Consider the following 26886-nt stretch of genomic DNA (forward strand, 5'->3'; position numbering starts at 1 on the left):
GCTCGGAGGGCCCGGAGGACGCCTGGCGTCCTCCGGGTCCTGCGTGTCAGGCCTTGCGGAACCAGAGCGTCGCCAGCGGGGGCACCACGATGTCGGCGTGGGCCGGCTGCCCGTGGTGTCCGCCCTCGACCGCGGTGATCGCGCCGAGGTTGCCCACGCCCGAGCCTGCGTAGGCCTCGGCATCGGTGTTGAGGACCTCGTGCCAGGTGCCGGCCGTGGGGAGCGCCAGGCGGTAGTTCTCGTGGGGGTTGCCCGCGAAGTTGGACACGCAGACCACGTCGGGCTCGCCGGGGGCGCGTCGTACGAACGAGAAGGTGTTGTGACCCGCGTCGTTGGCGTCGAGCCAGGCGAAGCCCTCGGGGGCGTTGTCACGGCCCCAGAGGGCGCCGGACGCGGCGTAGGTGTGGTTCATGTCGCGCACCATCGCGTGGACGCCGGCATGTTCGGGGTGCTCGAGGAGCCACCAGTCGAGCTCGCGGCTCTCGGCCCACTCGGACTCCTGGCCGAACTCGCACCCCATGAAGAGCAGCTGCTTGCCCGGGTGGGCCCACATGAATGCCAGGTAGGCCCGCAGGTTGGCCAGCTGCTTCCAGCGGTCGCCGGGCATCTTGCGCAGCAGCGACCCCTTGCCGTGCACGACCTCGTCGTGGCTGATCGGCAGCACGTAGTTCTCGGAGAAGGCGTAGACGAGGGAGAACGTCATTTCGCCGTGGTGGTGGTTGCGGTAGAGAGGGTCGACCGCCATGTAGTCCAGCGAGTCGTGCATCCAGCCCATGTTCCACTTGAACCCGAACCCCAGGCCGCCGTCGCTGGTCGGACCGGTCACGGCAGGCCAGGAGGTGGACTCCTCGGCGATCGTGACGATGCCGGGGATGCGCTTGTAGACGGTGGCGTTCATCTCCTGGAGGAACTGCACGGCCTCGAGGTTCTCCCTGCCCCCGTGCTTGTTGGGGCTCCACTCACCGTCCTCACGCGCGTAGTCGAGGTAGAGCATGGACGCGACGCCGTCGACGCGCAGCCCGTCGGCATGGAACTCATCGAGCCAGTAGACCGCGTTGGCGTAGAGGAAGTTGCGCACCTCGTGGCGACCGAAGTTGAAGATGTGGGAGCCCCACTCCTTGTGCCACCCGCGCTGGGGATTGGGGTCCTCGTAGAGCGGCGTGCCGTCGAAACGGGCCAGCGCCCACTCGTCGGTGGCGAAGTGACCAGGCACCCAGTCCAGGATGACGCCGATCCCGGCCTGGTGCAGCCGGTCGATCAGTCGTTTGAGGCCGTCGGGGTCACCGAACCGTGAGTCGGGGGCGAAGTAGGAGGTCACGTGGTAGCCCCAGGACCCGCCGAAGGGGTGCTGCATGACCGGCATGAGCTCGACGTGGGTGAACCCGAGGTCAGCGACGTAGGGGACGAGCGAGTCGGCGATCTCGTCCCAGGAGTAGAGCTCGCTGCCGGGCTCGTCGCGGTTGGGGTGCTTGCGCCACGAGGCGAGGTGGACCTCGTAGACAGACATCGGTGCGTCGGCCGGCTGCCTCTCACTGCGCCGGTCGAGCCACTCCTGGTCGCCCCACTCGTGCTGGGACCTCCACACGACCGAGGCCGTGCGAGGGGGTTTCTCGGCGTAGGCGGCGACGGGGTCCGCGCGGTCGACCCAGGCGCCGTCCGCCGTCCGGAGGCGGTACTTGTACTGATCACCCACCCCGGCCTCTGCCACGTGCACGTGCCACACGCCCGAGTCGCCCACGCGGGCCATCGGGTGCTGGGCGCCGTCCCATCCGGCCCACTGCCCGGCCACCTGCACCTCGAGGGCGTTCGGCGCCCAGACGCGGAAGCTCGTGCCGCCGCGGTCGTCGTCCACCTGGGCGCCGAGCACGCGCCACAGCTCCTCGTGGCGGCCTTCGTGGATGAGGTGGATGTCGAGATCGCCCGGCAGGCTCGTGTCGGTCATGCGCGGCTTCCTCCGTCGTGTGGTGCACCGTGGGTGATCCGTCCGAGCGCGTCGAGGGGGATTCCCTCCCAGCCCGGCCGGTTGCGGGTCTCGTAGACGGCCTCGTAGACCGCCTTGTCCGCGACGTAGGCCTGCAGCAGCGCGTCCTCCTCGTCGGTGAGGGTTCGTCCCTCGACGTAGGCCGCCAGGAAGGCGGAGCGGTTGCGGTCGGCCCACTCCGCGGCGCGGTAGGCCTGCTGCTCGGCCTCCCCGCCGGGCTCGGCGGTCATGCTGGTGAGTGCCACCACGCGCGGGGCGTAGTCGAAGGAGCGGAGCATCCCCGCGACGTCGCGCCAGGGGGAGTCGGGGCGCATCCGCTCGGCCAGCGGCTTGGCGGGCTCGCCCTCGAAGTCGAGGAACTTCCACCCCTTGACGGTGCGCAGCGTCTGGCCCAGGTGCAGGTCGCCGTGCACCTGCTGGACCTGGACCGACTCGAGTGCGGCGAGCCGGTCGAACGTCGCGCGGAGAGCCGCCTCGTGCTCGGCCAGGGCGGGTACGACGTCGAGGGCGTCGTCGAGCCTGCCGTGCATGGCGGAGCCCAGCCGGGCGACGGCCCGCGCGTCGAGGGTCTCGACGGGGAACTGCTCGGCGAGGGTGGTGTGCACCTCGGCCAGCGCGGTGCCGAGGCGGGCGGCCTCGCCGGCGAAGTCGCCACCGACCTCGTCGGCGTGCAGGTCGGCCTCGGTGAACAGGTTGCGGACGCTGGAGAGGGCGAGCTCCCACCCGTCGCTGGCCGTGCGGAGGAACTGCTGGAGCATCGCGAGCTGGACCGTGTCACCCTCTGCGGAGTCGTCGACCAGGTCGACCCACCCGTAGAGGGCCGCGACGTGGTCGGACCCGGACTCGGTGAGGACCCGGTGGATCGCGATGTCGGGATTGATCCCGGGGGTGACCTTGCGGAAGACCTTCAGCATCGCGTCCTCGCCGAATGCGACCGAGGAGTTGGACTGCTCGCCCGGGAACAGGGTCGAGTGGGCCTCGATGTCGAGCTCGTGGTCCCCCACGCGGTGGAAGGCGAGGCCGTGCTGCGCGGGCGCCCTGTCTTCGGCGGCCGCGAACGCTCGGAGGTAGAGCGCCATCGACTCCCGGTCGTGCAGGGCGTCGTAGACGAACACGTGCCCGAGGTCGTCGTCCCACTCGCCGACGAAGGCGTGCGCCAGACGCTCGTGCGCCTCGGGGTAGGACACCAGCGGCAGCTGGTAGAGCTCGACCTCGCCGGGGCCGTCGTCGTACTGGAGCTCGGCGATCTCGACCGCCACCCGGCCTCCGTCGGGAGCGCCAGGCAGCTCACCGACACGACGCACCGAGGTCAGCCGCCAGTCGCGTCCCTTCCCGCCGAACCACCGCGCCTCGGCGATGTGGTCGCGCAGGTGCAGGGCCAGGGGATCGGTCGTGGCAGGGTCAGTCATGGCTCGCCTCCGGGTGGTGGGTGGCGCCCTCGGTCAGCCGCAGCCACAGGAAGCCGTAGCCACCGAGCGTGAGCAGGTAGGGGAGCTCCCCGATGGCCGGGAAGGGCACCCCGCCGAGCAGCTCGATCGGCACCATCCCCTCCCACTGGCGCAGGTCGAGCTCGACGGGCTGCGCGAAGCGCGAGAGGTTGTTGACGCACAGCACGATGTCGCGGGTGCCGTCGGGGGAGTCGGGGGCGTCGACCTCGCGGACGTAGGACAGGACGCTGGGGTTGGAACCGCCCAGGTCGGTGAAGGTCCCGAGGCCGAAGGCGGGGTGCCGCCGCCGCGCATGGACCAGGCGGCGCGTCCAGTGCAGCAGCGAGGAGGAGTTCTCGAGCTGGGCCTCGACGTTGACCGACTGGTAGCCGTAGACCGGGTCCTGGATGGCGGGAAGGTGGAGGCGGCCGGGCGTCGCCGAGGAGAAGCCGGCGTTGCGATCGGGGGTCCACTGCATCGGGGTCCGGACGCCGTCGCGGTCCCCGAGCCAGATGTTGTCGCCCATCCCGATCTCGTCACCGTAGTAGAGCACCGGGGATCCCGGCAGCGACAGCAGGAGTGCGGTGAAGAGCTCCATGCGGTTGGTGTCGTTGTCGAGCAGGGGAGCCAGCCGACGGCGGATGCCGATGTTGGCCTTCATGCGGGGGTCGGTGGCGTACTCGGACCACATGTAGTCGCGGTCCTCGTCGGTGACCATCTCCAGGGTCAGCTCGTCGTGGTTGCGCAGGAAGATGCCCCACTGGCAGCCGTCCGGGATGGACGGTGTCTGCTCGAGGATCTCCGAGATGGGGAACCGCGACTCGCGACGCACCGCCATGAAGATGCGCGGCATGACGGGGAAGTGGAACGCCATGTGGCACTCGTCGCCCCCGACCGAGGGGTCGCCGAAGTACTCCACGACGTCGGCGGGCCACTGGTTGGCCTCGCACAGCAGCACCCGGCCGGGGTAGTTGTCGTCGACGAAGCGGCGCACCTCCTTGAGGAAATCGTGGGTCTCCTTGAGGTTCTCGCCGTTGGTGCCGGGCCGCTCGTAGAGGTAGGGGACGGCGTCGAGCCGGAACCCGTCCAGGCCCATGTCGAGCCAGAAGGCCATCGCCTCGAGCATCGCCTCGCGGACCCGGGGGTTGTCGAAGTTGAGGTCCGGTTGGTGGTGGAAGAAGCGGTGCCAGAAGTACTGCTGGCGCACCGGGTCCCAGGTCCAGTTGGACGGCTCGGTGTCGACGAAGATGATCCGGGCCTCTTCGTATAGCTCGTCGGTGTCGGACCAGACGTAGAAGTCGCCGAACGGGCCCTCGGGGTCCTCACGGCTGGCCTGGAACCACGGATGCGCGTCACTGGTGTGGTTCATGACGAAGTCGATGATCACCCGGATGCCGCGCTGGTGGCAGGCGTCCATGAACTCGTGGAAGTCCTCGACCGTGCCGCACTCGGGGAGGATGCCGGTGTAGTCGGCCACGTCGTAGCCGCCGTCACGCAGGGGCGAGGTGAAGAACGGCGGCACCCACAGGCAGTCGACCCCGAGCCACTCGAGGTAGTCGAGCTTCTCGATCAGGCCCTTGAAGTCGCCGGTGCCGTCGCCGTTGCTGTCGCGGAAGGACCGCACGAGCACCTCGTAGAAGACGGCCGTCTTGAACCACTCTGGCTCGGCGTTGAGGACCTCGGTCGCCGCCGTGGGGTCGGACGGCATGTCCTCGGAGTGGTGGTGGGTCAACGGGGACTCCTGACGCTGATGACGTGGGCAGGCTCGCCGCCGGGGTCGAGGCGGACGTAGTTGTGCTGTGCCCAGCTCCAGTCGGTTCCAGTGATCTCGTCGTGGGCGACGAACGAGTCGTGCCAGTCGAGCCCGAGGGCCGGCATGTCGAGGTGGACCATCGTCTCGTGGGTGCCGTGGGGGTCGAGGTTGACCACCACGATGACCACGTCGTCGTCCGCCCGCTTGCTGAAGACCAGCACCTGGTCGTCTTCGCTGGAGTGGATGGTGACGTTGCGCAGCTGCTGGAGCGCGGGATGCTGGCGCCGGAGCTGGTTGAGGCGCGTGATGTAGGGCGCGAGCGTGCGTCCCTCCGCCTCTGCACCCTCCCAGTCCCGGATCCGGACCTGGTACTTCTCGGAGTCGAGGTACTCCTCGCTGCCCGGTCGCACGGCCACGTGCTCGAAGAGCTCGTAGCCGGCGTAGACACCCCAGCTCGGGGAGCCACAGGCCGCCAGGACCGCACGGATCCGGAAGGCGGCGGGGCCGCCGTACTGCAAGTAGGCGTGGAGGATGTCGGGGGTGTTGACGAAGAAGTTGGGCCGCATCACGTGATCGGACTCCGAGGAGACCTCGAGGAGGTAGTCGGCCAGCTCCTGCTTGCCGGTGCGCCACGTGAAGTAGGTGTAGCTCTGGTGGTAGCCGACCGACCCGAGAGCGTGCATCATCGCCGGGCGCGTGAAGGCCTCGGACAGGAAGAGCACGTCGGGGTCGGTACGACGCACCTCGGCGAGCAGCCACTCCCAGAACGCCAGCGGCTTGGTGTGGGGGTTGTCCACGCGGAAGATCCGCACGCCGTGGGACATCCAGTGGCGCACCACGCGCAGCACCTCGCGGCAGATGCCCTTCGGGTCGTTGTCGAAGTTGATCGGGTAGATGTCCTGGTACTTCTTGGGAGGGTTCTCGGCGTAGGCGATCGAGCCGTCGGCGCGGGTGGTGAAGAACTCGGGGTGCTCGGTCACCCACGGGTGGTCGGGAGCTGCCTGGAGGGCGAGGTCCAGCGCCACCTCGAGGCCCAGCTCGCCGGCGCGCGCCACGAACGCGTCGAAGTCGTCGAGCGTGCCGAGGTCGGGGTGCACCGCGTCGTGCCCGCCGTGGCGGCTGCCGATGGCCCACGGCGATCCGGGCCAGTCCTCCGGGGCAGGGTCGTCCACGGTGGAGGTCGATGCCTGGTTGTTCGGGCCCTTGCGGTTGACCTCGCCGATGGGGTGGATCGGCGGGAGGTAGATGACGTCGAAGCCCATCTCGGCGACGGCGTCGAGACGCTCGGCCGCCGTGCGGAAGGTGCCACTGGTGACCTCGCCGGTCTTCGGGTCCCTGGTCGCGCCCTCGGACCTGGGGAAGAACTCGTACCAGCTGCCGAACAGCGCGCGCTGGCGGTCGGCGTACATCCGGAACGGCCCTTCCACTGTCGTCAGCTCGCGCAGCGGGTGGGCGAGCAGGACAGCACCGAGCGCGGGGTCCTGCAGGGCGGCCAGGCGGGCCCCGACGGGGCGCGTGGTGTCACCGGCCGCCTCGATCCCTCCTGCGACGAGACGGCGGGCCGCGGCGTCGAGGTCACCGCCGTCCAGCACGCGCTCGAGGAGCAGCCGACCCTCGGTGAACATCAGCTCCACGTCGACGCCGGCCGGGATCTTCAGGCCGGCGTCGTGCTGCCAGGTGGCGAGCGGGTCGGACCAGGCGTGCACCTCGAACGACCACGACCCCTCGAGGTCAGGCGTCACCCACGCCTCGTAGCGGTCGGGCACGTCGCCGGCCCGGGTCATCCGCAGGGGCGGCCGCCGCTCGCCCCGGGGGTCGATGGCCACCACCTCCGCGGCGAGCTGGTCGTGGCCTTCGCGGAACACCGTCGCCCGCACCGGCATCGGCTCGCCCACCGTCGCCTTCGCCGGCCGGCGGCCGAGGTCGACGACGGGGGAGACGTCCATCACGGGTATGCGTCCAACCATGCCCCCACACTTGCGAACGCACGGTGTCCACGCAAGCCGGGTCAGCGGCGACCTCGCACGACGACCCGCCTGGCGCGGCTGCGAGAGCCGGTGTAGGCAGCGCGGTCGTCGGGGCGGAACCGCACCCGTACGACGTGCTGTCCGGGCCGCAGCCTCTTGGTGAGCAGGATCCGTGCTCGCCCGTCGTCGGTGGTCACCTTGCGCCACCTGCGGCCGTCGACGCGCACGACGAAGGTGCCTGCGACCTCCTCGGCGCTGGGGCGCACCGCGAGTCGCAGCTGAGGAGCCCTGTTGCGGGGTGTCTGGCGGGCGCGCTTGATCCTCATCCGGAGCGAGGTCTCCGTGCGGGCGGCCTCCTCCGTGCCCGTGGTCGTGCCGGGCGTCGTGCCCGGGGTCGTGCCCGTGGTCGTGCCCGGGGTCGTGCCGGGGGTCGTGCTCGGGCCTGCGCCGGGTCCGGCGGTCACAGGCGGGGCTCCCGCAGCGGCGCCGAAGACCTGCAGCTCGGCAGCGTGGACGATGGTGCCCCGGTCGGAGCCGGTCTTGCAGTCCGTGTTGTTGGTCGGGTCGTCGTCCTGGTCGCCGGCGTAGGCCGCCTGCCCGGTGCACTGGTTCTCGAGCGCCACCAGGCGCACGGCCGAGGCCACGGTGTCGGGGACGTCGAACTCGCGCATGGTCAGGTCAGGCGCGACCGGGCGCGGCAGCCCGCTCGGGAAGGCGTCGGCGGGGGAGGTGTAGAACCGCGTCCACGTGGCGTCCTGGGACTCGCACGCGCTGGTGCAGGCCTCGAGGGCGAACTGCCGCAGGGCGGTGAAGCGGGACCCCGAGTCGGGGTCCTCCTCGGCTGCGGCCAGCGGCAGGGCGTTCGGGTCCGCCGGCGCCGGGTTGAGCATGGCGCTGACCTGGACCCGCCGGACCACGTGCTGGTCACCGGCGAGGTCGATGGCCACCCAGGGGGTGGTGTCGTCGACGTTGCCGTCGGTCACCCCGCCCCAGTTCGTGGCCTCGGTGCCGTCGATGAGGTGGGCGGCGTTGCGTGACCCCGACGTGGCGCCGAGGACCGACGCACCGGCCGCTGCGCTGGCGAGGTTGACCTGGTCGGCGACCACCACGGTCCGGGCCTTGGCGCCCTCGACGCGCAGGGTGAACCTGGTGAACCCGTGGTCAGGCGACACCGCCACCACGTCGTACGTGCCGGGTGTGAAGTCGGCACTGGCACCCAGCGGGGTGTCGGCGACCGTGTCCGCCACCGGCGAGACCCGAGCCTCGTAGTGGCCGACGTAGATCCTGGCCTGGCCCGCCGTCTCGAAGGTGACTCGAGCGTTCGCGGACGTGGGGGAGGCGAAGCTCGGCGTCGGCTCGTGGTCGTCGGGGGTGGTCACTGCGGCGTCGCGACCCATGCCGCGACGGGCGAAGGCCCGCCACAGGAGGTCCTCGTCGGCCCCGCCGAACCGCATCCGGTCGGCGGCGATCATCGCGTCCCGCGCGTCCAGCATCGAGGTCGCGCCCTGCTGCAGCAGGAACGAGTCGAACATGAGCTGGACCCAGCGGCGGTTGCCGGGGCAGTGCTCGGGGGCATACGGCGATCGCTCGGCCGTGGCCTGTGCGCACTTGAGCTGCAGCGCCCTGTCCGTCGAGGGGAAGGCCGCGTCGTACTTCTCGACCAGCGCCTGGCGCACCTCCCACTGGGTGCCGTTCCAGATCTCGCCGTCCGCGTGGACCTCGGGGCCTGTCGAGTCGAACCCGTAGTCGGAGAAGTTGAGGGGGTTGCGGTTGATGGCGTAGTCGCGGATCGCCGTCTCGAGGTTGCCCGTGGCGTAGGCGCCGATGGCCCAGATGTTGCCGCCGTTGGAGTAGCCGTGGCTGAACTGGTACTCGCCGGCGACCAGGTCGGCCCACGACTCACCCATGGCACCGCCGTGCTCGGAGGTCAGCCCGTCGTCGGGGCCGCCGACCATCCGGTTGGTGATGGCGTGGGTGTACTCATGACCGACGATCCCCATGTCGAGGCCGCCATCGGTGCACGGGGCGTAGAAGGCGCCGGCGATGGGCTGGAAGAGGTACTGGTTGGTGATGCCCGGGACACCGTCCTGCAGGGTGATCTGGTTGGCGTTGTCGCGGCCCAGGCCGGTCTGCAGCCCGCCGATGGCGCCGGCCTGCGCGTTGCCGACCTCGGGGTCGCCGCCGACACCGCCGCGGCCTCCGTTCTCGACCTGCATGTTGTAGTTCTTCTCGGTGAAGCCGAGGTGGTAGCTGTAGTCGTGCATCCGGTTGTGCGAGGCGAACAGGTTGCCGACCGAGGCGTCGATGTCGTTCCCGCCGGGGACCAGCTGTGCTGGGTCGCACTTGGTGTTGTTCCAGGCGTCGGTGAACTCCGAGGTGTACTCACGCGTCGGCGACACCGGGGCCTGGAGCAGCCCGCCGGGTGTCAGCGGGCTGAGCCACGCCTCGCGCGTGGATGCGTTGTTGCCCAGCGTGGTCGAGGTCGGCAGGTTCCCGCCGGCCAGCGTGTCCCAGGGGCCGGTTGCGGCGATCTGGGCCAGCGCCAGGTCGCAGCCCTCCTCGGCGTTCCAGCAGCCCAGGACGGAGTTGGTCGGGGTCTCGTCCGGCCCGTCCAGGGTGGGGTTCGCGGCGAAGTAGCGCCAGCGGGGGTTCGCCTGGAGCGTCTCGCCGGAGGGTGCCGCCTGGTCGCTCACCAGCACCGTCAGTGCGTACTGGCCGACCACGACCGAGGCCTCGTCGAAGGGGCACACCTCGATGCCGTAGGCGCCGGCCGGGATCTTCTCGGCGGAGTACGACGCCACCTCGGGGCTGGTGAGGAGGTCCTGGCTGTGCAGGAGCTCGCCGCCGGGGCCGTAGAGCTTGAAGACGACGTCGTCGGCGGGGAGGGCGAGGGCGGCGACGTTGATCGAGCGCGTCGCGTCGTCGGTCAGCTCGAAGGTGTGGCGGGGTCCACAGGCAGCAGCGGTGATGGCCCCCTGGAAGAGCTGGGCGTCGTTCATGTTGTCCACCTGGTTGCGGCGCAGGAGCACCTCGCCGCTGATCGCGTCGACCAGGACCGTGTGCGCCAGGACGCTTCCACCCTCGACGTCGACCACGTTCGCCTCCCACACGGGGCGCACCGTCGCGGCGTCGACCGCGAGTGCTCGGAGCCGCACCTGCTGCTCCTGGGCGAGGCCTGCGACCTGCAGCCGGGTCCAGCGACCGAGCGCGTCCGGCATCTCGAGCGGCTCGACGTCGCCGGCCTCCGTCGCGCGTCCCACGTCGGCGGCGGCCTTGAGCCAGCCCTCGACGGCTGAGAGCGCCGGGGCGGCCGGGGCCTGTGAGGGGCGGGTGAGGGAGGAGGACGCGTAGGCGACCTGCCCGTCCGCCACACCCACGGTGACCAGGCCACCGGTGGCCGGGACCAGGTCGCCGTACCGCTGGCGGAACAGCACCGCGCGTGCGTCGCTCCCGGCGAGCTCCTGGGAGCTCACCAGCTCGAGCCCGGCGACCTGCGCGGCGGTGAGGCCGAAGACGGCGGAGTGGGTCGCCAGCCAGGTACGCGCGCCGTCGGCTGCGGCGCCGGGAGCGGGACCGAGCGAGCCGTCGGCGGGGAGGATCGAGGCCGGAGAGCCCTGGGCGTTCCAGCGCAGCCTCGCGGCACCGAGCGAGCCGACGGCTGCGCGCTGGGAAGCGAGGGGCGTCACAGCAGGGCGCAGGTCGACGTCCGCGAGGCCGTGCACAGGGTCACCCAGCGTGCGCACCAGGTCGGCAGCGCTCGTGGCGGGAGCAGGGCCCGCGTCGGCGGCGGGGGCCGTGGCGAGGCCGGGGAGCAGCGCGAGGGAGAGGAGGCCAGCAGCCGCCGGGGCGAGGCGGCGCGCCGAGGGGATTGTGATCATGTGAGGACAACGCCCCGGCGGGTCCGGGGTTATGCCTGTGAGTCGCACAGGTTGGTTCGACCCTGACGATGCCCTAACGTCACTGAGGTGCGAGCGATCAGACGGTTCACCGTGCGACCTGTTCTTCCCGACGCCCTTGCGCCGCTGTCCGTCCTGGCGGGCAACCTCCGGTGGTCGTGGCACCCGCCGACGCAGGACCTCTTCGCCGACATCGACCCCGGCCTCTGGGAGGACGTGCATCGCGATCCCGTGCGGCTCCTGGCCGCCGTCAGCAGCGAGCGACTGGGGGAGGTTGCGCGCGACGACGCGTTCATGGAGCGGCTGACCCGCCTCCACGACGACCTGCAGCGCTACTTGGGGGAGGACCGGTGGTATGCCCGGAGGGCCGGTGACGACGCTCCCCGCTCGATCGCCTACTTCTCACCCGAGTACGGCATCACGTCGGTGCTGCCGCAGTACTCCGGCGGGCTCGGCATCCTTGCCGGCGACCACCTGAAGTCGGCGTCCGACCTCGGCGTCCCGCTGGTCGGCGTCGGCCTGCTCTACCGGCACGGCTACTTCAAGCAAGCCCTCGACAGGGACGGCTGGCAGCAGGAGAGCTACCCCCTGCTCGACCCCGACGAGCTCCCGCTCGCGCTGCTGCGCGAGGCCGACGGGTCTCGGGCCACCGTGTCCATCGCGTTGCCCGACGGGCCGGACCTGATCGCCCGGATCTGGGTCGCCCACGTCGGACGCGTGCCGCTGCTGCTCCTCGACTCCGACGTCGAGGAGAACAGCTCCCACTACCGCGACGTCACCGACCGCCTCTACGGCGGCAACTCCGAGCACCGCCTGCGCCAGGAGCTGCTCCTGGGCGTGGGAGGCGTGCGGGCGCTGCGAGCGTGGTCGCGGATCACCGGTGCTCCGGCTCCCGAGGTCTTCCACACCAACGAGGGACACGCCGGCTTCCTCGGGATCGAGCGGATCCGCGAGCTCACGGTGGCCGACGACGGGCCGCGTCTCGACTTCGACACCGCGTTGGAGGTCTCCCGTGCGGGGACGGTCTTCACCACGCACACACCGGTGCCCGCAGGCATCGACCGCTTCCCGCGTGAACTCGTCGAGCAGTACTTCGGCGGCGTCTCGCCGACGCCCGGGGTCCCGGTCGAACGGGTGCTCGCGCTCGGCGCCGAGGACTACGAGGGTGGGGACGCCGGCGTCTTCAACATGGCCGTGATGGGCTTCCGGCTCGCCCAGCGCGCCAACGGTGTCTCGCAGCTCCACGGTGAGGTCAGCCGGGGCATGTTCAACGGGTTGTGGCCGGCCTTCGACGAGGCCGAGGTGCCGATCGGCTCGATCACCAACGGCGTCCACGGGCCCACCTGGATCGCCCGGGAGATCTTCGAGCTGGCCGCCCGGCGCGACTGGGACGTCGATGCTGACGACACCGACGCGTTGTGGCCACTGGTGGACCAGGTCGGGGACCGCGAGATCTGGGACCTCAAGCGCACCCTTCGTTCCTGCCTGGTCGACGACGCCCGCGACAGGATCGCGAGGTCGGCGGCCGAGCGCGGCTTCACGCGGGCCGAGACCTCGTGGACCCAGACGGCGTTCGACCCCGACGTGCTGACGATCGGCTTCGCGCGGCGGGTCCCGACCTACAAGCGGCTCACCCTCATGCTGCGCGACCCCGAGCGTCTCAAGCGGCTCCTGCTGCACCCCGAGCGGCCGATCCAGCTGCTCATCGCCGGCAAGGCCCACCCTGCCGACGAGACGGGCAAGCGGCTCATCCAGGAGATGGTGGCCTTCGCCGACGACCCCGAGGTCCGCCACCGCATCGCCTTCCTGCCCAACTACGACATCGCCATGGCCCAGCCGCTCTACCCGGGCTGCGACGTGTGGCTCAACAACCCCCTGCGCCCCTACGAGGCGTGCGGGACCTCGGGCATGAAGGCCGCGCTCAACGGAGGCCTCAACCTGTCCATCCTCGACGGCTGGTGGGACGAGTGGTACGACGGTGACAACGGCTGGGCGATCCCGTCGGCCGACGGGATCGACGACCCGGAGCGGCGCGACGACCTCGAGGCGACAGCCCTCTACGACCTGATCGAGAACGAGGTGGCACCTCGCTTCTACGAGCGGAACCACGAGGGTGTGCCGCCCCGCTGGCTGGCCATGGTCAGGCACACCCTGAAGTCGCTCGGCCCCAAGGTGCTGGCGACACGCCAGGTGCGCGACTACGTCCGCGAGCTCTACATCCCGGCCGCCCACACCGCCCGTGGCCTCGACTCCGACTACAAGGGGGCCATCGAGCTGGCGGGATGGAAGTCCCGTGTCCGCGCCGGCTGGCCGGCCGTGCGGGTCGAGCACGTCGAGTCCGAGGGTGTGTCCGACCAGGCCGAGGTCGGACACGCGCTCGTCGTACGCGCCTGGGTGGCGCTCGGCGACCTGACGACGGAAGACGTCGCCGTCCAGGTGGTGCACGGACGCACGGGCTGGGAGGACGAGCTGCGTGACTCGACGGTGCTACCGATGCAGGTGGGGGAGTCCTACGAGGGCAACCGTCACCGCTACGACGCCGAGGTGACGCTCGACCGAGCAGGCTCCTTCGGCTACACCGTGCGCGTGGTGCCCCGCAACGAGGCCCTCGCGTCCGTCGCCGAGCTGGGGCTCGTGGCGGAGCCACCCGCCTGAGCAGCCGCTGCCGCCTTCGGGAGTAGTGTCGAGGACTCTGCAGAGGGGACTGGCATGGCCTCACCGGAACAGCTCGCGGACGTGGTGCGCGGTCCACTGCGCCTCCTGCTCTCCGGGCCGCAGAGCTCGGGCGCGCGCGCGACACCAGAGGACGCCGCGCTGCCCGGACGCAACCGCATCCACCTGGTCGTGGACGGCTTCGACGAGGTGGTGGCGAGGCTCCGCGATGCCGGCCTGGACTTCCGCAGCGACGTCGTCTCCGGGCCGGGCGGGCGGCAGGTGCTGGTGGCTGACCCCTCCGGCAACCTCGTGGAGCTGTTCGAGCCAGCCTGACCCACGAGCCAGGCTGGGTCAGCCCAGCAACGCTCCCGCGTGGGCTGGCAGGGAGAGCACGCCGTCAGTCAGCGTCGGGGCCGTCGGTGTCGTGAAGAGGATCTCCGAGCGGTCCACCTCCAAGGACGTCGCAGACCGGCCGAAGTTGACGGCGACGAGCAGGTCACCACGACGCATCGTGAGCACGCGGTCGTCGACGGTGCACGAGACCGAGCCGAAGGACGGGTCGGTCAGCTGGGGGATCTCACGGCGCAGCCGCGCCAACCGCCGGTAGCAGTCGAGCAGCACGGCGTGCCGGCCCTCCGCGAGCTCGTCCCAGTCAAGCCTGGAGCGTCGGAACGTCTCGGGATCCTGCGGGTCGGGGACCTCGGCGGGGTCCCACCCCATCTTCTCGAACTCCTGGATGCGGCCCTCGGCCGTGGCCCTGCCGAGCTCGGACTCAGGGTGGGAGGTGAAGAACTGGAAGGGGGTCGACGCGGCCCACTCCTCTCCCATGAACAGCATCGGTGTGAACGGCCCCGCCAGTGTCAGCAGCGCAGCACAGGCCAGCTGGTCGTCGTCGAGGTGCTCGGTGAGCCGGTCGCCGCGAGCGCGGTTGCCGATCTGGTCGTGGTTCTGGTTCGCGACGACCAGCCGCCAGGTCGGCATGCGCTGGGTGTCGACCGGCCTGCCGTGGTCGCGACCTCGGAAGGAGGAGAAGGTCCCGCCGTGGAAGAAGCCCTTCTCACACACCTTCGCCAGCGCCTCGAGCGGTTCGAAGTCGGCGTAGTAGCCGGTCGTCTCGCCACTCAGGGCGACGTGGACGGCGTGGTGGAAGTCGTCGCTCCACTGTGCGTCGAGGCCGTGGCCGCCAGCCTCACGGGGAGTGACCAGGGTCGTGTCGTTGAGGTCGGACTCGGCGATCAGGGTCAGTGGCCTGCGCAGGTGGGCCGACAGCGCGGCAGTCTCGATCGCCATCTCCTCGAGGAGGTGCGTCGGCGAGGTGTCGCTCAGTGCGTGGACCGCGTCGAGCCTGAGCCCGTCGACGTGGAAGTCCTCGAACCACATCCGCACGTTGTCGAGGATGTAGCGCCGCACCTCCCACGAGCCCTCGCCGTCGAGGTTGACCAGGTCGCCCCAGGTGTTTCGGCCCTGCTTGAGGTAGGGCCCGAACAGGGGGAGGTAGTTGCCGGAGGGGCCGAGGTGGTTGTGCACGACGTCCTGCACCACGCCGAGCCCCTTGGCATGGCAGGCGTCCACGAAGCGACGGTAGGCGTCGGGGCCGCCATAGCCCTCGTGGACCGCGAACCAGCCCACCCCGTCGTAGCCCCAGTTGTGGGAGCCGTTGAACGCGTTGACCGGCATCACCTCGACGAGGTCCACCCCGATGTCGAGCAGGTGGTCGAGCCGACCGATCGCGGCGTCCAAGTCACCCTCCGGGGTGAAGGTGCCGACGTGCAGCTCGTAGATCACCGAGCCGGCCAGCTGGCGACCTGTCCAGGCGGAGTCCTGCCACTCGTGGGTGCCCATGTCTCGCCGCGACAGCTCGTGCACGCCTCGTGGCTGGCGTCGCGAACGTGGATCAGGGCGCGGATCGGGATCGTCGTCGAGGAGGTAGCCGTAGTCGACGCAGGACGCGCGATCGACGGACTCGGGCAGCGGCTGCGCCGGCGTCCACCAGTCGTCGGGTCCGCGGGACATGTCGACCACCTCGTGGACGTCCTCGACCCGGCAGACCAGACGCACCCGCCGGGGACGCGGAGCCCAGACGTCGTACGGGCCCCGCATCAGCCGGCCCTCACCAGCAGCGCGACCGGGTGGGACGCGAGCAGGTCGACCAGCCGCCCGTCGGTGTCGAGGCCGGTCAGCACGTCGTGCCACCGACCCTCGGGAAGGTCGAGGGCCGTGTCGCCCCAGCCTCCGGCGGCGCCCAGGCCGACCGGGAGGCGGGTCGCCACGGTGATCGCGCCGCCTCGGTCGTAGGCGAGGACGTGACCGGCAGCAGTGCCTGTGGCTGTCACGGGCGCGTAGCCGGCGAAGAGCTCGGGCCTCTCCCGACGCAGGGTGAGCGCAATGCAGGTCACGTGCAGCTTGGTCACGGCGTCGTCCTCCTCGACCCCGCGGAGCACGGCAGCCCGGTGCTCGAAGTCGACCGGACGGCGGTTGTCGGGGTCGACCAGGGACGTCTCCCAGAGCTCGCTGCCCTGGTAGACGTCGGGCACTCCCGGCATGGTGATGGCCACCAGCTTCGCCGCAAGCGAGTTGGCCTGCGCAGGCTCGTCGACCCATGTCGCCAGGTCGAGGAGCACGCGCTGGACCTCGTCGGAGTCGAAGACGGCGTCCACCGCCGCGTGGACCTGGGACTCGTAGGCATTGTCCGGCTCGGTCCACGTCGTCCGGTCGCCGGCCTCCCGCATCGCCTTCTCGGCGTAGCCGTGCAGCCGGTCGCGAAGGTCCGGCAGGTGGTCGGGGGTCCACGCGCCGAGCACGGCCTGCCACAGCAGCGACCCGAACGCCGGGTCGGGCAGGGGCGCCAGCCGGAGCAGCTCGTCGAGCGCCCGCTCCCAGCGACCGGGCTCCTCGGCGAGCACCGTGATGCGCGCGCGCACGTCCTCGCCGCGCTTGGTGTCGTGGGTGCTCAGGGTGACCATCGCATCGGGCCAGTCCCGCTGGCGCACGGCCATCGCGGCGTGGAAGTAGTCCACGTCGATGGCGAAGATCGAGGGATCGCCCCCGACCTCGTTGAGCGAGGTGAGGCGCGACCAGCGGTAGAACGAGCAGTCCTCGACCCCCTTGGCCATGACCATCCCGGAGGTCTGCTGGAAGCGCCGCGCCGGTTGGCTCCACTCGTCGTGGAGCAGCGGCTCGAGGGTGTCGAAGGTGCGGGCGAGGTCCGGACGCTGCTCGCGCGCCGCGGCGAATGCGTGGTCGAGGTGCTCTCGACCTTCGGGGAGGTAGGAGCGGTAGACCGGGAAGCAGGCCAGCAGCTCGGCGACGGCATCGGCCACGGCGTCGTCGGCTGCGTCCGGGGCTGCGGACTCCAGCGCGCGGCCGATCTCGCGGGTGATCCGCAGCACCTCCGAGTGGAGGATGCCGTCCGCCACCGCCCGCTTGTTGTCGTGGACCATCCGCTGCCAGTCGACAGGGGCGCCGCGCAGCCGGTCCTCGAGGTCGGTCAGCGGCGCCTCGCCGGCAGGATCCGTGAGCACCCGGTCGATCAGGGCCAGTGCGTCGTACCCCGTCGTCCCGGCGGTGGCCCAGTCGCCGGGCAGCCGCTCCCCGGGCTCGAGGATCTTCTCCACCAGGACGTAGGCCCCGTCGGTGAGCGCGGCGAGGTCGTCGAGGTAGCGCTTGGGGTCGCGCAGGCCGTCGGGGTGGTCGACGCGCAGTCCGTCCACCAGGCCCTCGTCGAACCAGCGCTTGACCTCGACGTGCGTCTCCGCGAAGACCTCAGGGTCCTCGACCCGCACGGCAGCCAGGGTGTTGACGGCGAAGAAGCGGCGGTAGTTGAGGTCCTCGTCGGCAGCACGCCAGCTGACCAGCTCGTAGTGCTGCTCCTCCAAGGTGCTCGTTCCGGGCGCCAGCGGGAAGCGCTGGTCGTGGTAGCGCACCGCGCCGTCCTCGATGCGGATCGCGTCCTCGTCGTCGTCCCCGATGACAGGGATCAGGATTCGTCCGTCACCGGCGGCCCAGTCGACGTCGAACGCCGAGGCATGCTCGGACTCGCGGCCCAGCCGCAGCACGTCCCACCACCACGGGTCCTCCTCAGGGGTCGCCACGCCGACGTGGTTGGGCACGATGTCCACGAGCACACCCATGCCGAGCCGCCTCGCCGCGTCGGAGAGGGCCGCGAGGCCCTTCTCGCCACCACGCTCGGGGTCGACGTGGTCGAACGCCACCACGTCGTAGCCGTGGGTGCTGCCGGGCTCTGACGCGAGCAGCGGTGAGAGGTAGACCCAGTCGACGCCGAGGTCGTGGAGGTACGGCAGCACACGCGCCGCCGCGAACAGGTCGAAGTCGGGGCTCACCTGGAGCCGGTAGGTGCTGTGGGGACTGCGTCGTCGGGGCCGGTCGGGTTCGGTCACGGAGCGTCTGTACCCGAACGCGCGGCCAGTGATGCTGCCACCGAGTGGTCGGGGCTGGCCTCGGGCTCGGAGTGCTCGCGCAGGACGACGAGGCTGTGGGTGGCGAGGTCGATGGTCCCGCCAGCCTCGACGGTCGCGTCGGCATCGGGGTCGCCACCCGTGTCGATGATGACGTCCCAGGCGGCGGCGTACTCCTCGGGCGGGAGCGTCGCCTGCGCCGGGCCGTCGGCGTTGAAGTAGACCAGGAAGTGGTCGTCGGTGATCGTCTGCCCGCGGGCGTCCTTGCCGGCGATGCCGTGACCGTTGAGGTACATGCCGATCGCCTTGCCGCCGTCGCCCCAGGCCTCCTCGGACATCGGCTCGCCGTCCAGGCCCAGCCACACGATGTCGTTGAGGCGTTCGCCGTCGCCGGTGCGGACGTTCCTGCCGGTGAAGAAGCGCTTGCGTCGGAACGTCGGGTGGTCGGCCCGCAGCCTCGAGACCGCGGCCGTGAACTCGACGAGCGGCTGGTCGGCCTCGTCCCAGTGGACCCAGCTGATCTTGCTGTCCTGGGCATAGGTGTTGTTGTTGCCGTGCTGCGTGCGGCTCATCTCGTCGCCGTGGAGCAGCATGGGGACGCCCTGGCTCAGCAGCAGGGTGGCGATGAAGTTGCGTTGCTCACGCGCCCGTGCCTCGAGGATCTCGGCGTCGTCGGTCGGGCCCTCGACGCCGTGGTTCCACGAGCGGTTGTGGCTCTCGCCGTCGTTGTTGTCCTCGCCGTTGGCCTCGTTGTGCTTCTCGTTGTAGGACACGAGGTCGCGCAGCGTGAAGCCGTCGTGGGCGGTGACGAAGTTGATGCTGGCGAAGGGACGACGCCCTGAGTGCTCGTAGAGGTCCGAGGACCCGGAGAGCCGGGAGGCGAAGTCGCCCAGCGACGGCTCGCCACGCCAGAAGTCACGCACGGTGTCGCGGTAGTCGCCGTTCCACTCGGTCCACTGGGGAGGGAAGCCGCCCACCTGGTAGCCGCCGGGGCCGATGTCCCACGGCTCGGCGATCAGCTTGACCTGGCTCACCACGGGGTCCTGCTGCACCATCTCGAAGAAGGTGGAGAGCTTGTCCACGTCGTAGAACTCGCGGGCGAGGGTGGCGGCCAGGTCGAAGCGGAAGCCGTCGACGTGCATCTCGGTCACCCAGTAGCGCAGCGAGTCCATGATGAGCTGGACCGAGTGCGGGTGGCGGACGTTGAGGCTGTTGCCAGTGCCGGTGTAGTCCATGTAGTAGCGCTGGTCGTCCTCGACGAGCCGGTAGTAGGCGGGGTTGTCGATGCCCTTGAAGCTCAGGGTGGGACCGAGGTGGTTGCCCTCGGCGGTGTGGTTGTAGACCACGTCGAGGATGACCTCGATGCCGGCGACGTGCATCGCCTTGACCATCGCCTTGAACTCCTGCACCTGCTGCCCCTGGTTGCTCGAGGCGTAGTCGGCGTGGGGGGCGAAGAACCCCAGGGTGTTGTAGCCCCAGTAGTTGCGCAGGCCCTTGTCGAGCAGGGTGGAGTCCTGCACGAACTGGTGCACCGGCATCAGCTCGATCGCCGTGACGCCGAGCTTCTGCAAGTGGGCCGTGACGGAGGGGTGGGCCAGGCCGAGGTAGGTGCCGCGCTGTTCCTCGGGGACGTCGGGGTGCAGCTGGGTCAGGCCCTTGACGTGCGCCTCGTAGATGAACGACTCGTTGTAGGGAATGGCCAGGCGGCGGTCGCCCTCCCAGTCGAAGAACGGGTTGATGACCACACCGTGGGTCATGTGGGCGGCGGAGTCCTCGTCGTTGCGGGAGTCCTCGTCGCCGAAGTTGTAGCCGAAGAGCGACTGGTCCCAGGCGATCTCACCGGCGGTCGCCTTGGCGTAGGGGTCGAGCAGCAGCTTGTTGGGGTTGCAGCGCAGGCCCCTGCTCGGGTCCCAGGGACCGTGAACCCGGTAGCCGTAGCGCTGGCCGGGCTGCACCGTCGGGATGTAGCAGTGCCACACGTAGGCGTCGACCTCGGTGACCTCCACCCTCGTCTCGCGGAAGGTGCCGTGCTCGTCGGGGTCGGCGTCGAAGAGGCACAGCTCGACTCGCTCGGCGACCTCGCTGAACAGCGCGAAGTTGGTCCCGCTGCCGTCGAAGGTCGCGCCCAGGGGGTAGGCCGTGCCGGGCCAGGTCTCGGTCATTGCGCCGACGCTACCCGCGAGATCCTGCCGGCCCGTACTCCTCGGCTCACCTCTGACGCAGCACGAGCACCGACCGCCCCTGCAGCGACATGCTGCTGCCGGCCCTGGCGGGGGAGCCGACCGGAAGAGCCTCGTTGGTCGAGAGGACCACCTCGCCCTCGTGCACCCACTTGTTGGCGGGCAGCACGAGCTCGACGTCGTCGGCTCCGGCGTTGAGCCAGATCATGAACGACTTGTCGTGGATCTGCTCGCCGTGCTTGCTGGGGGAGCGCAGGGGCGAGCCGTTGAGGAACATCCCGACGGTGTGGACGGAGTCGTCGTTCCAGTCCTCGGTCGTCATCTCCCGTCCGGCCGGGTGCAGCCAGATGAGATCCTTGGGGCCACCCTTCATCGTGGGTCGCCCCGCGAACCAGTGACGCTGGCGCAGGACGGGATGCTCGCGACGCAGCCTGAGGGCGCACTTGGTGATCTCGTAGACGTCGAGCCAGGCGTCGTAGGGCTGCCAGTCGATCCAGGAGATCTCGTTGTCCTGGCCGTAGGCGTTGTTGTTGCCACGCTGGGTGCGACCTCGTTCGTCGCCGGCGGTCAGCATCGGGACGCCGCTGGAGAAGCACAGCGTCGCCATCAGGTTCGCGGCCTGCCTGCGGCGGAGGGCCACGATGCCTGGATCGTCGGTCTCGCCCTCGACTCCGAAGTTGTGCGACCGGTTGTTGTCGGTGCCGTCGCGGTTGCCCTCGCCGTTGGCCTCGTTGTGCTTGGTCTCGTAGGACACCAGGTCGCGCAGGGTGAAGCCGTCGTGGGCGGTGATGAAGTTGACCGAGGCGTACGGCGACCGGCCGTCGTCGGCGTACAGGTCGCTGGAGCCGGCGAGCCTGGTCGCCAGGGTGCGCACCGCGCCCCGGCCGCGCCAGAAGTCGCGGACGGTGTCGCGGAAGTGGTCGTTCCACTCCACCCACGGCGGGGGGAACTCGCCGACCCGGTAGCCGTCCATGGAGGCGTCCCACGGCTCGGCGATCAGCTTGACGTGGCGCAGGACGGGGTCCTGGCCGATGGCGGTGATGAGGTGGCTGCCCATGTCGACGACCTGGTTGGTGCGGGTGAGCGCGCTCATCAGGTCGAAGCGGAAGCCGTCGACGTGCATCTCGGTGACCCAGTAGCGCAGGGAGTCCAGGATCATCCGCAGGCTCTGGGTGTGGGTGGCGTCGACCGTGTTGCCGCAGCCGGTCACGTCCCAGTAGGTGTCGGGGACGACGGGCTCGCCGTCCTTCTCGACCCGCTGGTAGTAGCCCAGGTCGTCGAGGCCGCGGAAGCTCAGCGTCGGGCCGAGCGGTCCCGCCTCGGCGGTGTGGTTGTAGACGACGTCGAGGATGACCTCCAGGCCGGCCTGGTGGAAGGACTTGACCATCGCCTTGAACTCGCTGACCTGCTGGCCGCGGTCGCCGGTCGAGGAGTAGGCGCCGTGAGGGGCGAAGAACCCGAGCGAGTTGTAGCCCCAGTAGTTCACGAGCCCTCGCTCGGCCAAGGAGGGCTCGGAGAAGAACTGGTGCACGGGAAGCAGCTCGACGGCGGTGGTGCCGAGGTCCTTGAGGTAGTCGATGATAGCGGGGGTGGCCAGGCCCGCGTAGGTGCCACGCAGGCGCTCGGGCACCCGGTCGTGGAGCTGGGTCATGCCCTTGACGTGGAGCTCGTAGATCACCGTGTCGCGCCAACGTCGGCGAGGCGAGGCGTCCCCGCCCCAGTCGAAGTCGTCACGCACGACCACGCTGCGGGGGGTGTACGGCGCCGAGTCCAGGTCGCTGCGGACCTCCGGCTCGCCGGGCTCGTAGCCGAAGATCGCGTCGTGGACGGTCAGCGCACCCGTCACGGCCTTGCCGTAGGGGTCGAGGAGGAGCTTGGCCGGGTTGAAGCGCAGGCCGGCGTCGGGTTCCCACGGGCCGTCGGCGCGGAATCCGTAGAGGGCGCCGGGCTCCACTCCGGGGATCGCGCCGTGCCAGACGCCGAGGGAGTACTCCGTGAGGGGGTGGCGCTCCTCACCGCCCTCGTCGTCGAACAGGCACACCCACACGCGCTCGGCCCGAGGCGCGTAGACCGCGAAGTTGGTCGCCGGATCTCCCCACGTCGCGCCCAACGGGTAGTTGCGGCCGGGCCAGACCGACTTGGTCTCGCCCTCGTGGGTCCACGCTGTCTTGGCGGCATCGGCGGGTGTCACGTGGCCATTGTCGCGGAGGTGCGCGGGGGCTCCGCATCGCGGGACCTCAGGCCAGGGCGAAGTAGCGGAGGTAGACGTAGAGCCAGGCGACGAGGAGCGAGGCCACGGTGACCACGATGCCGTACTTGGTGAAGCCCCAGAAGCTGATGGGCGACCCGGCCTTGGCGGCGATGCCGAGCACCACGACGTTGGCGCCGGCCGCCACGGCGGTGGTGTTGCCTCCCAGGTCGGCTCCGAAGACGAAGGCCCACCACAGGGGGCTGTCGGCGCCGGACGACCCCGTGGCGGCGACCATGTCCTGCACGACCGGCACCGTGGCGGTCGTGTAGGGGATGTTGTCGACGAACGCCCCGATCACTGCCGAGCCGAACAGCAGGGCGGTCGCCCCCAGCAGCTCGCGCTCGCCCATCGCCTCGGCGGCCATCTCACCGATCCGGCCGATGATCCCGACCTCGACGAGTGCGCCCACGAGGACGAAGAGCGCCATGAAGAACGCCAGGGTTCCCCACTCGACCTCCTCGAGGAACTCCTCGGGAGTGGTGCTGGAGACCAGGACGGTCGCGCCCGCACCCATCATCGCGACGGTGGACGGGTCGAGGTGGAGCACGGTGTGCAGGCTGAAGGCCACCATGACCAGGGCCAGGACGACCAGGCACCGCACGAGGAGACGCATGTTGGTGATGGCGTCGACCGGGCGGAGGTCGCGCAGGGCGCTGAGGTCGACGGGCTGGGTGAAGTGCTTGCGGAAGAGGAAGCGCGCCATCACGATGAAGCCGGCCAGCAGGATGACCGTCAGCGGCAGCGAATGGACCAGGAAGTCGGTGAAGCTCAACCCGGCGCGGCTGCCGATGATGATGTTGGGCGGGTCGCCGATCAGCGTCGCGGTGCCGCCGATGTTGGACGCCAGGATCAAGGAGATGAGGTAGGGCGATGGTGAGAGGCCCAGCTGGCGACACACCGAGAGAGTGACCGGGGCGACCAGCAGGACGCACGTGACGTTGTCGAGGATCGGAGCGACCGTGGCACCCACGAGCACGAGCAGGACGAGCAGCTTGTAGGGCTTGCCCTCGGACTTCTGTGCCGCCCACAGGGCGAGGAACTCGAAGAGGCCCGTCTGCTTGAGGACGCCGACGATCACCATCATCCCGAAGAGCAGGAAGATGACGTTCCAGTCGATTCCGGTGTGGGGGTCGAAGAACGCCGTCTCGGCGTCGACCACGCCGATCACGACCATTCCCGCCACCCCGCCGAGGGCTGCGGCCACGCGGTGGACCCGCTCGGTCGCGATGAGGGCGTAGCTGACGATGAAGATCGAGATCGCGGCCGAGGTCAGGATCACGCAGCCCTCCGTGGCACGCCGAACGCGGCCGCGGACGAGGCGGGCTCGAGCGACTCGTACCACCCGGCGAGCCGCCCGTAGCGGCTGACCGAGCGCAAGCGCTCCTCGACCCTGGAGACCTGCTCCAGGGCTGTGACGACGAGCACCTGGTCCCCGACGCGGAGTGCCGTCGCCTCGTGGGGGACGAAGCAGCTCCTCCCGCGAGCGACGAGGGCGACGCCCGATCCGAGCGGCAGTCGCAGCTCGTCGATCTCCACGCCCCTGAGCAGCGAGTCGGGCTCCACCTCGAACCTGAGCATCACGGCGTCGAGCCGGTCCAGCGTCGCGAAGCCGATCGAGACCTTGTGGACGAAGCTGCCCTTCTCGACCCACCGCGGCTGCCGCCCGCGACCGATCGCCAGGCCGACGGCGAAACCCACCGCCGCGCAGACCATGCCGACGGAGACGGCCACCTCGAGCTCAGCGGGGCCCATCGGCACTTTCACAGGTCTGGGACCACGCTGATCGCATGCACCCAGTCAATCGGCGCTACGACGTCGACAGAATGGGGTGCACCACCCATCCTGGCGCTCGTTCTGCGACGCTGGTGCGGTGAGTCGGGAGCTGTCACTGCCGTTGTTCTGGCGGGTGTGCCTGATCAACGGCGCGGTCTTCCTGGTGGGGACCCTGGTCCTGGCGCTGTCGCCGGCGACCGTGTCCTCCCGGCCGCTGTGGTCGGAGGTCCTGGTGCTCTTCGTCGGCCTCGTCGTGATCGTCGTCCTCAACGGGCTGCTGCTGCGCTCGGTGCTGCGACCGCTGGACCGCCTCACCACGCTGATGGCCGAGATCGACCTGCGGCAGCCCGGCCTGCGGCTGGAGCAGGGAGGGGCCGGCCCGGCCGAGGCGCTGGTGCAGGGCTTCAACGCCATGCTCGAGCGGCTCGAGGTGGAGCGGACGACCAGTCGCGCCCGTGTCCTGAACGCGCAGGAGGCAGAGCGGCGGCGCATCGCCCAGGAGCTGCACGACGAGGTCGGTCAGAGCCTGACAGCCGTCCTGCTCGGCCTGAAGCAGGCCATCGACATCGCCCCCCACGACGTGGTCGAAGAGCTGGAGCAGGTGCGTGAGACGACGCGGGCCAGCCTCGAGGAGGTCCGGCGCATCTCCCAGCGTCTCCGCCCGGGCGTGCTCGACGACCTCGGCCTGCTCGACTCGGTGTCGAGCCTCGCCAGCGACCTCACCGCCCGGAGCGGGGTGCCGGTCCGGCGAGGTTTCCTCCCCGGCCTGCCGCACCTCCCGCCCGAGACCGAGCTCGTGGTCTACCGCGTGGCCCAGGAGGCCCTCACCAACGTCGCCCGGCACGCACGTGCGACCGAGGCGCTGGTCGGACTGACCCGACGCGGAGACACCCTCGTCCTGCGCGTCGCCGACGACGGAGTCGGTGGTGCCGACCCCTCCCGCGGCGCGGGCATCCAGGGCATGCAGGAGCGAGCGCAGATGGTCGACGGGCGGCTGGAGGTGCGGCGCCGCGAGGGGGGCGGCACCGAGGTCGTCCTCGAGGTGCCTGTCCCGGCGGAGAGCGCATGAGCATCCGCATCCTGCTCGCGGACGACCACGCGCTGGTGCGGACAGGGGTGCGGCGGATCCTCGACTCCGAGCCCGACCTGTGCGTCGTCGCCGAGGCGTCGCACGGTGCCGAGGCGGTCGAGCTCGCGCGCACCGAGCGCCCCGACCTCGCCGTGCTCGACATCTCGATGCCGCGCATGACGGGGTTGCAGGCCGCCGAGGAGATCAAGCGGCGTGCTCCGTCGGTGCGCACGCTGATGCTGTCCATGCACGACAACGAGCAGTACTTCTTCTCGGCGCTCAAGGTCGGTGCCAGCGGCTACGTCCTCAAGTCCGCGGCCGACGAGGACCTGGTCTCCGCGTGCCGGGCGGCCATGCGCGGTGAGTCGTTCCTCTACGCGGGGGTGGCGAGCACCCTGGTCCGGAGCTACCTCGAGCGGCTGCGTCGCGGCGAGGGCCCGCCGGCGTCAGTCCTGACGGCCCGGGAGGACCAGGTGGTCAAGCTCATCGCAGAGGGCCACTCGTCCAGGGAGATCGCCGCCGCGCTGGTCATCAGCCACAAGACGGTCGAGCGCCACCGCGCGAACATCCTGGCGAAGCTGGGCATGCGCGACCGGACCGAGCTGACCCGGTACGCCATCAGGGCGGGGCTCATCGAGCCCTGACCACACGACGTACGGGCCGGTGTCGCGAGAGCGGCGCATGACGGCACAATGCGGGGGACCACCCGTCGTCCCACCACAGGAGCCCTGGCATGGAGTTCGTCTCGATCGACGTGACCGACGGAGTCGCCACCGTGCGCCTGGACCGCCCGAAGATGAACGCGATCAGCGCCCAGGTCCAGGTCGACCTCCGTGAGGCAGCCCAGGAGGTGACCGAGCGCGACGACGTGAGGTCGGTCGTCCTGTGGGGAGGTGACCGTGTCTTCGCCGCGGGCAACGACGTCAAGGAGATGGCCGACCTCTCCTACGCCCAGATGGTCGAGCTGTCCTACTCGGTGAGCTCCGCGACGACGGCCATCGCCCGCATCCCCAAGCCCGTGGTCGCCGCCGTCAACGGCTACGCGCTGGGTGGCGGGTGCGAGCTGACGCTGGCCGCAGACCTCCGGTTCGCAGCCCAGGACGCGGTCTTCGGCCAGCCGGAGGTGCTGCTGGGCATCATCCCCGGCGCCGGCGGCACCCAGCGCCTGGCGCGCCTCGTCGGCCCGAGCCGCGCCAAGGACATGATCCTCACCGGGCGGTTCGTCAAGGCCGAGGAGGCTCTCTCGATCGGGCTGGTCGACAAGGTGCTGCCGCCTGAGGAGGTCTACGACGCCGCAGTGGCCTGGGCGCGTCAGTTCACGGGAGCCGCCCCCCTCGCCCTCCGGGCAGCCAAGGAGTGCATCGACCGCGGCGTCGAGGTCGACCTCGACACCGGGCTCGAGATCGAGCGGCAGCAGTTCGCCGCGATCTTCGCCACCGAGGACCGTGCCCTCGGCATGTCATCGTTCGTTGAGCACGGGCCGGGCAAGGCGACCTTCGTCGGTCGCTGACCGCCCACC

Annotated in this window: 16 protein-coding genes; 5 read left to right on the forward strand and 11 right to left on the reverse strand. The window is 70.4% G+C overall.

The window, feature by feature from the left end:
• Window positions 1–46: 46 nt before the first annotated feature.
• From glgB to EXE58_RS14440, 5 genes are read right to left on the reverse strand one after another with little or no spacing between them, the layout of a single operon-like run.
• Entirely contained in the window at window positions 47–1942 is a 1896-nt protein-coding gene (glgB, locus tag EXE58_RS14420; RefSeq protein ID WP_135268527.1) for a 1,4-alpha-glucan branching protein GlgB, read from the reverse strand.
• Window positions 1939–3390: a maltokinase N-terminal cap-like domain-containing protein gene (locus EXE58_RS14425; RefSeq protein WP_135268528.1), complete on the reverse strand. Its 1452-nt coding sequence runs from the start codon at window positions 3388–3390 to the stop codon at window positions 1939–1941. Before EXE58_RS14425 ends, glgB begins: the two co-directional genes overlap by 4 nt.
• On the reverse strand, window positions 3383–5116 hold the full coding sequence (gene treS / locus EXE58_RS14430) for a maltose alpha-D-glucosyltransferase (protein ID WP_135269606.1): 1734 nt from the start codon (window positions 5114–5116) through the stop codon (window positions 3383–3385). The genes EXE58_RS14425 and treS overlap by 8 nt, the downstream gene beginning before the upstream one ends.
• A gap of 20 nt (window positions 5117–5136) precedes the next feature.
• Window positions 5137–7128 (reverse strand): alpha-1,4-glucan--maltose-1-phosphate maltosyltransferase, encoded by a 1992-nt coding sequence (locus EXE58_RS14435; RefSeq protein ID WP_135268529.1) that lies wholly within the window; start codon window positions 7126–7128, stop codon window positions 5137–5139.
• Window positions 7129–7169: 41 nt separating this feature from the next.
• Window positions 7170–11006: a M36 family metallopeptidase gene (locus EXE58_RS14440; protein ID WP_208544027.1), complete on the reverse strand. Its 3837-nt coding sequence runs from the start codon at window positions 11004–11006 to the stop codon at window positions 7170–7172.
• 87 nt (window positions 11007–11093) lie between these two features.
• Between EXE58_RS14440 and glgP the strand changes: the two genes are divergently transcribed.
• Both glgP and EXE58_RS14450 read left to right on the forward strand, forming a co-directional pair.
• The gene (glgP, locus tag EXE58_RS14445; protein WP_135268530.1) at window positions 11094–13679 is read left to right on the forward strand and encodes an alpha-glucan family phosphorylase; all 2586 of its coding nucleotides are present in this window, start codon (window positions 11094–11096) and stop codon (window positions 13677–13679) included.
• Window positions 13680–13733: 54 nt separating this feature from the next.
• Window positions 13734–14012, forward strand: a complete 279-nt coding sequence (locus tag EXE58_RS14450) for a VOC family protein (RefSeq protein ID WP_167288906.1) — start codon at window positions 13734–13736, stop codon at window positions 14010–14012.
• Window positions 14013–14030: 18 nt separating this feature from the next.
• Here EXE58_RS14450 and treZ read toward each other — a convergent pair whose 3' ends face one another.
• Genes treZ through EXE58_RS14480 form a run of 6 tightly spaced genes read right to left on the reverse strand, consistent with a single transcriptional unit; the run spans window position 14031 to window position 24277 of the window.
• Window positions 14031–15779 carry a malto-oligosyltrehalose trehalohydrolase gene (treZ, locus tag EXE58_RS14455; protein ID WP_135268531.1) on the reverse strand — a complete coding sequence of 583 codons (1749 nt, stop codon included), beginning with the start codon at window positions 15777–15779 and terminating at the stop codon, window positions 14031–14033.
• Window positions 15779–18076, reverse strand: a complete 2298-nt coding sequence (gene treY / locus EXE58_RS14460; RefSeq protein WP_135268532.1) for a malto-oligosyltrehalose synthase — start codon at window positions 18074–18076, stop codon at window positions 15779–15781. Before treY ends, treZ begins: the two co-directional genes overlap by 1 nt.
• Window positions 18073–20256, reverse strand: coding sequence for a glycogen debranching protein GlgX (glgX, locus tag EXE58_RS14465; protein ID WP_135268533.1), 2184 nt, complete (start codon window positions 20254–20256; stop codon window positions 18073–18075). The genes treY and glgX (EXE58_RS14465) overlap by 4 nt, the downstream gene beginning before the upstream one ends.
• 46 nt (window positions 20257–20302) lie before the next feature.
• Complete coding sequence (gene glgX / locus EXE58_RS14470; protein ID WP_135268534.1) at window positions 20303–22465, reverse strand: glycogen debranching protein GlgX; 2163 nt, start codon at window positions 22463–22465, stop codon at window positions 20303–20305.
• Between the two features lie 46 nt (window positions 22466–22511).
• Complete coding sequence (locus EXE58_RS14475; RefSeq protein WP_135268535.1) at window positions 22512–23804, reverse strand: ArsB/NhaD family transporter; 1293 nt, start codon at window positions 23802–23804, stop codon at window positions 22512–22514.
• Window positions 23801–24277: a TrkA C-terminal domain-containing protein gene (locus EXE58_RS14480; RefSeq protein ID WP_135268536.1), complete on the reverse strand. Its 477-nt coding sequence runs from the start codon at window positions 24275–24277 to the stop codon at window positions 23801–23803. Before EXE58_RS14480 ends, EXE58_RS14475 begins: the two co-directional genes overlap by 4 nt.
• 118 nt (window positions 24278–24395) lie before the next feature.
• Between EXE58_RS14480 and EXE58_RS14485 the strand changes: the two genes are divergently transcribed.
• From EXE58_RS14485 to EXE58_RS14495, 3 genes are all read left to right on the forward strand, one after another.
• Window positions 24396–25367, forward strand: a complete 972-nt coding sequence (locus EXE58_RS14485; protein ID WP_244242241.1) for a HAMP domain-containing sensor histidine kinase — start codon at window positions 24396–24398, stop codon at window positions 25365–25367.
• Entirely contained in the window at window positions 25364–26011 is a 648-nt protein-coding gene (locus EXE58_RS14490) for a response regulator (protein ID WP_135268537.1), read from the forward strand. Before EXE58_RS14485 ends, EXE58_RS14490 begins: the two co-directional genes overlap by 4 nt.
• A gap of 89 nt (window positions 26012–26100) precedes the next feature.
• Window positions 26101–26877 (forward strand): enoyl-CoA hydratase/isomerase family protein, encoded by a 777-nt coding sequence (locus EXE58_RS14495; RefSeq protein WP_135268538.1) that lies wholly within the window; start codon window positions 26101–26103, stop codon window positions 26875–26877.
• The last annotated feature ends 9 nt before the right edge of the window (window positions 26878–26886 follow it).

This window comes from Nocardioides seonyuensis (assembly GCF_004683965.1).
Lineage (GTDB): Bacteria > Actinomycetota > Actinomycetes > Propionibacteriales > Nocardioidaceae > Nocardioides > Nocardioides seonyuensis.

Excerpts from the sequence above, each read along its gene's own strand:
- glgB (WP_135268527.1), bottom strand. The coding sequence starts at position 1,942 with ATGACCGACACGAGCCTGCCGGGCGATCTCGACATCCACCTCATCCAC.
- EXE58_RS14425 (WP_135268528.1), bottom strand. The coding sequence starts at position 3,390 with ATGACTGACCCTGCCACGACCGATCCCCTGGCCCTGCACCTGCGCGAC.
- treS (WP_135269606.1), bottom strand. The coding sequence starts at position 5,116 with ATGCCGTCCGACCCCACGGCGGCGACCGAGGTCCTCAACGCCGAGCCA.
- EXE58_RS14435 (WP_135268529.1), bottom strand. The coding sequence starts at position 7,128 with ATGGTTGGACGCATACCCGTGATGGACGTCTCCCCCGTCGTCGACCTC.
- EXE58_RS14440 (WP_208544027.1), bottom strand. The coding sequence starts at position 11,006 with ATGATCACAATCCCCTCGGCGCGCCGCCTCGCCCCGGCGGCTGCTGGC.
- EXE58_RS14450 (WP_167288906.1), top strand. The coding sequence starts at position 13,734 with ATGGCCTCACCGGAACAGCTCGCGGACGTGGTGCGCGGTCCACTGCGC.
- treZ (WP_135268531.1), bottom strand. The coding sequence starts at position 15,779 with ATGCGGGGCCCGTACGACGTCTGGGCTCCGCGTCCCCGGCGGGTGCGT.
- glgX (WP_135268533.1), bottom strand. The coding sequence starts at position 20,256 with ATGACCGAGACCTGGCCCGGCACGGCCTACCCCCTGGGCGCGACCTTC.
- EXE58_RS14480 (WP_135268536.1), bottom strand. The coding sequence starts at position 24,277 with ATGGGCCCCGCTGAGCTCGAGGTGGCCGTCTCCGTCGGCATGGTCTGC.
- EXE58_RS14490 (WP_135268537.1), top strand. The coding sequence starts at position 25,364 with ATGAGCATCCGCATCCTGCTCGCGGACGACCACGCGCTGGTGCGGACA.
- EXE58_RS14495 (WP_135268538.1), top strand. The coding sequence starts at position 26,101 with ATGGAGTTCGTCTCGATCGACGTGACCGACGGAGTCGCCACCGTGCGC.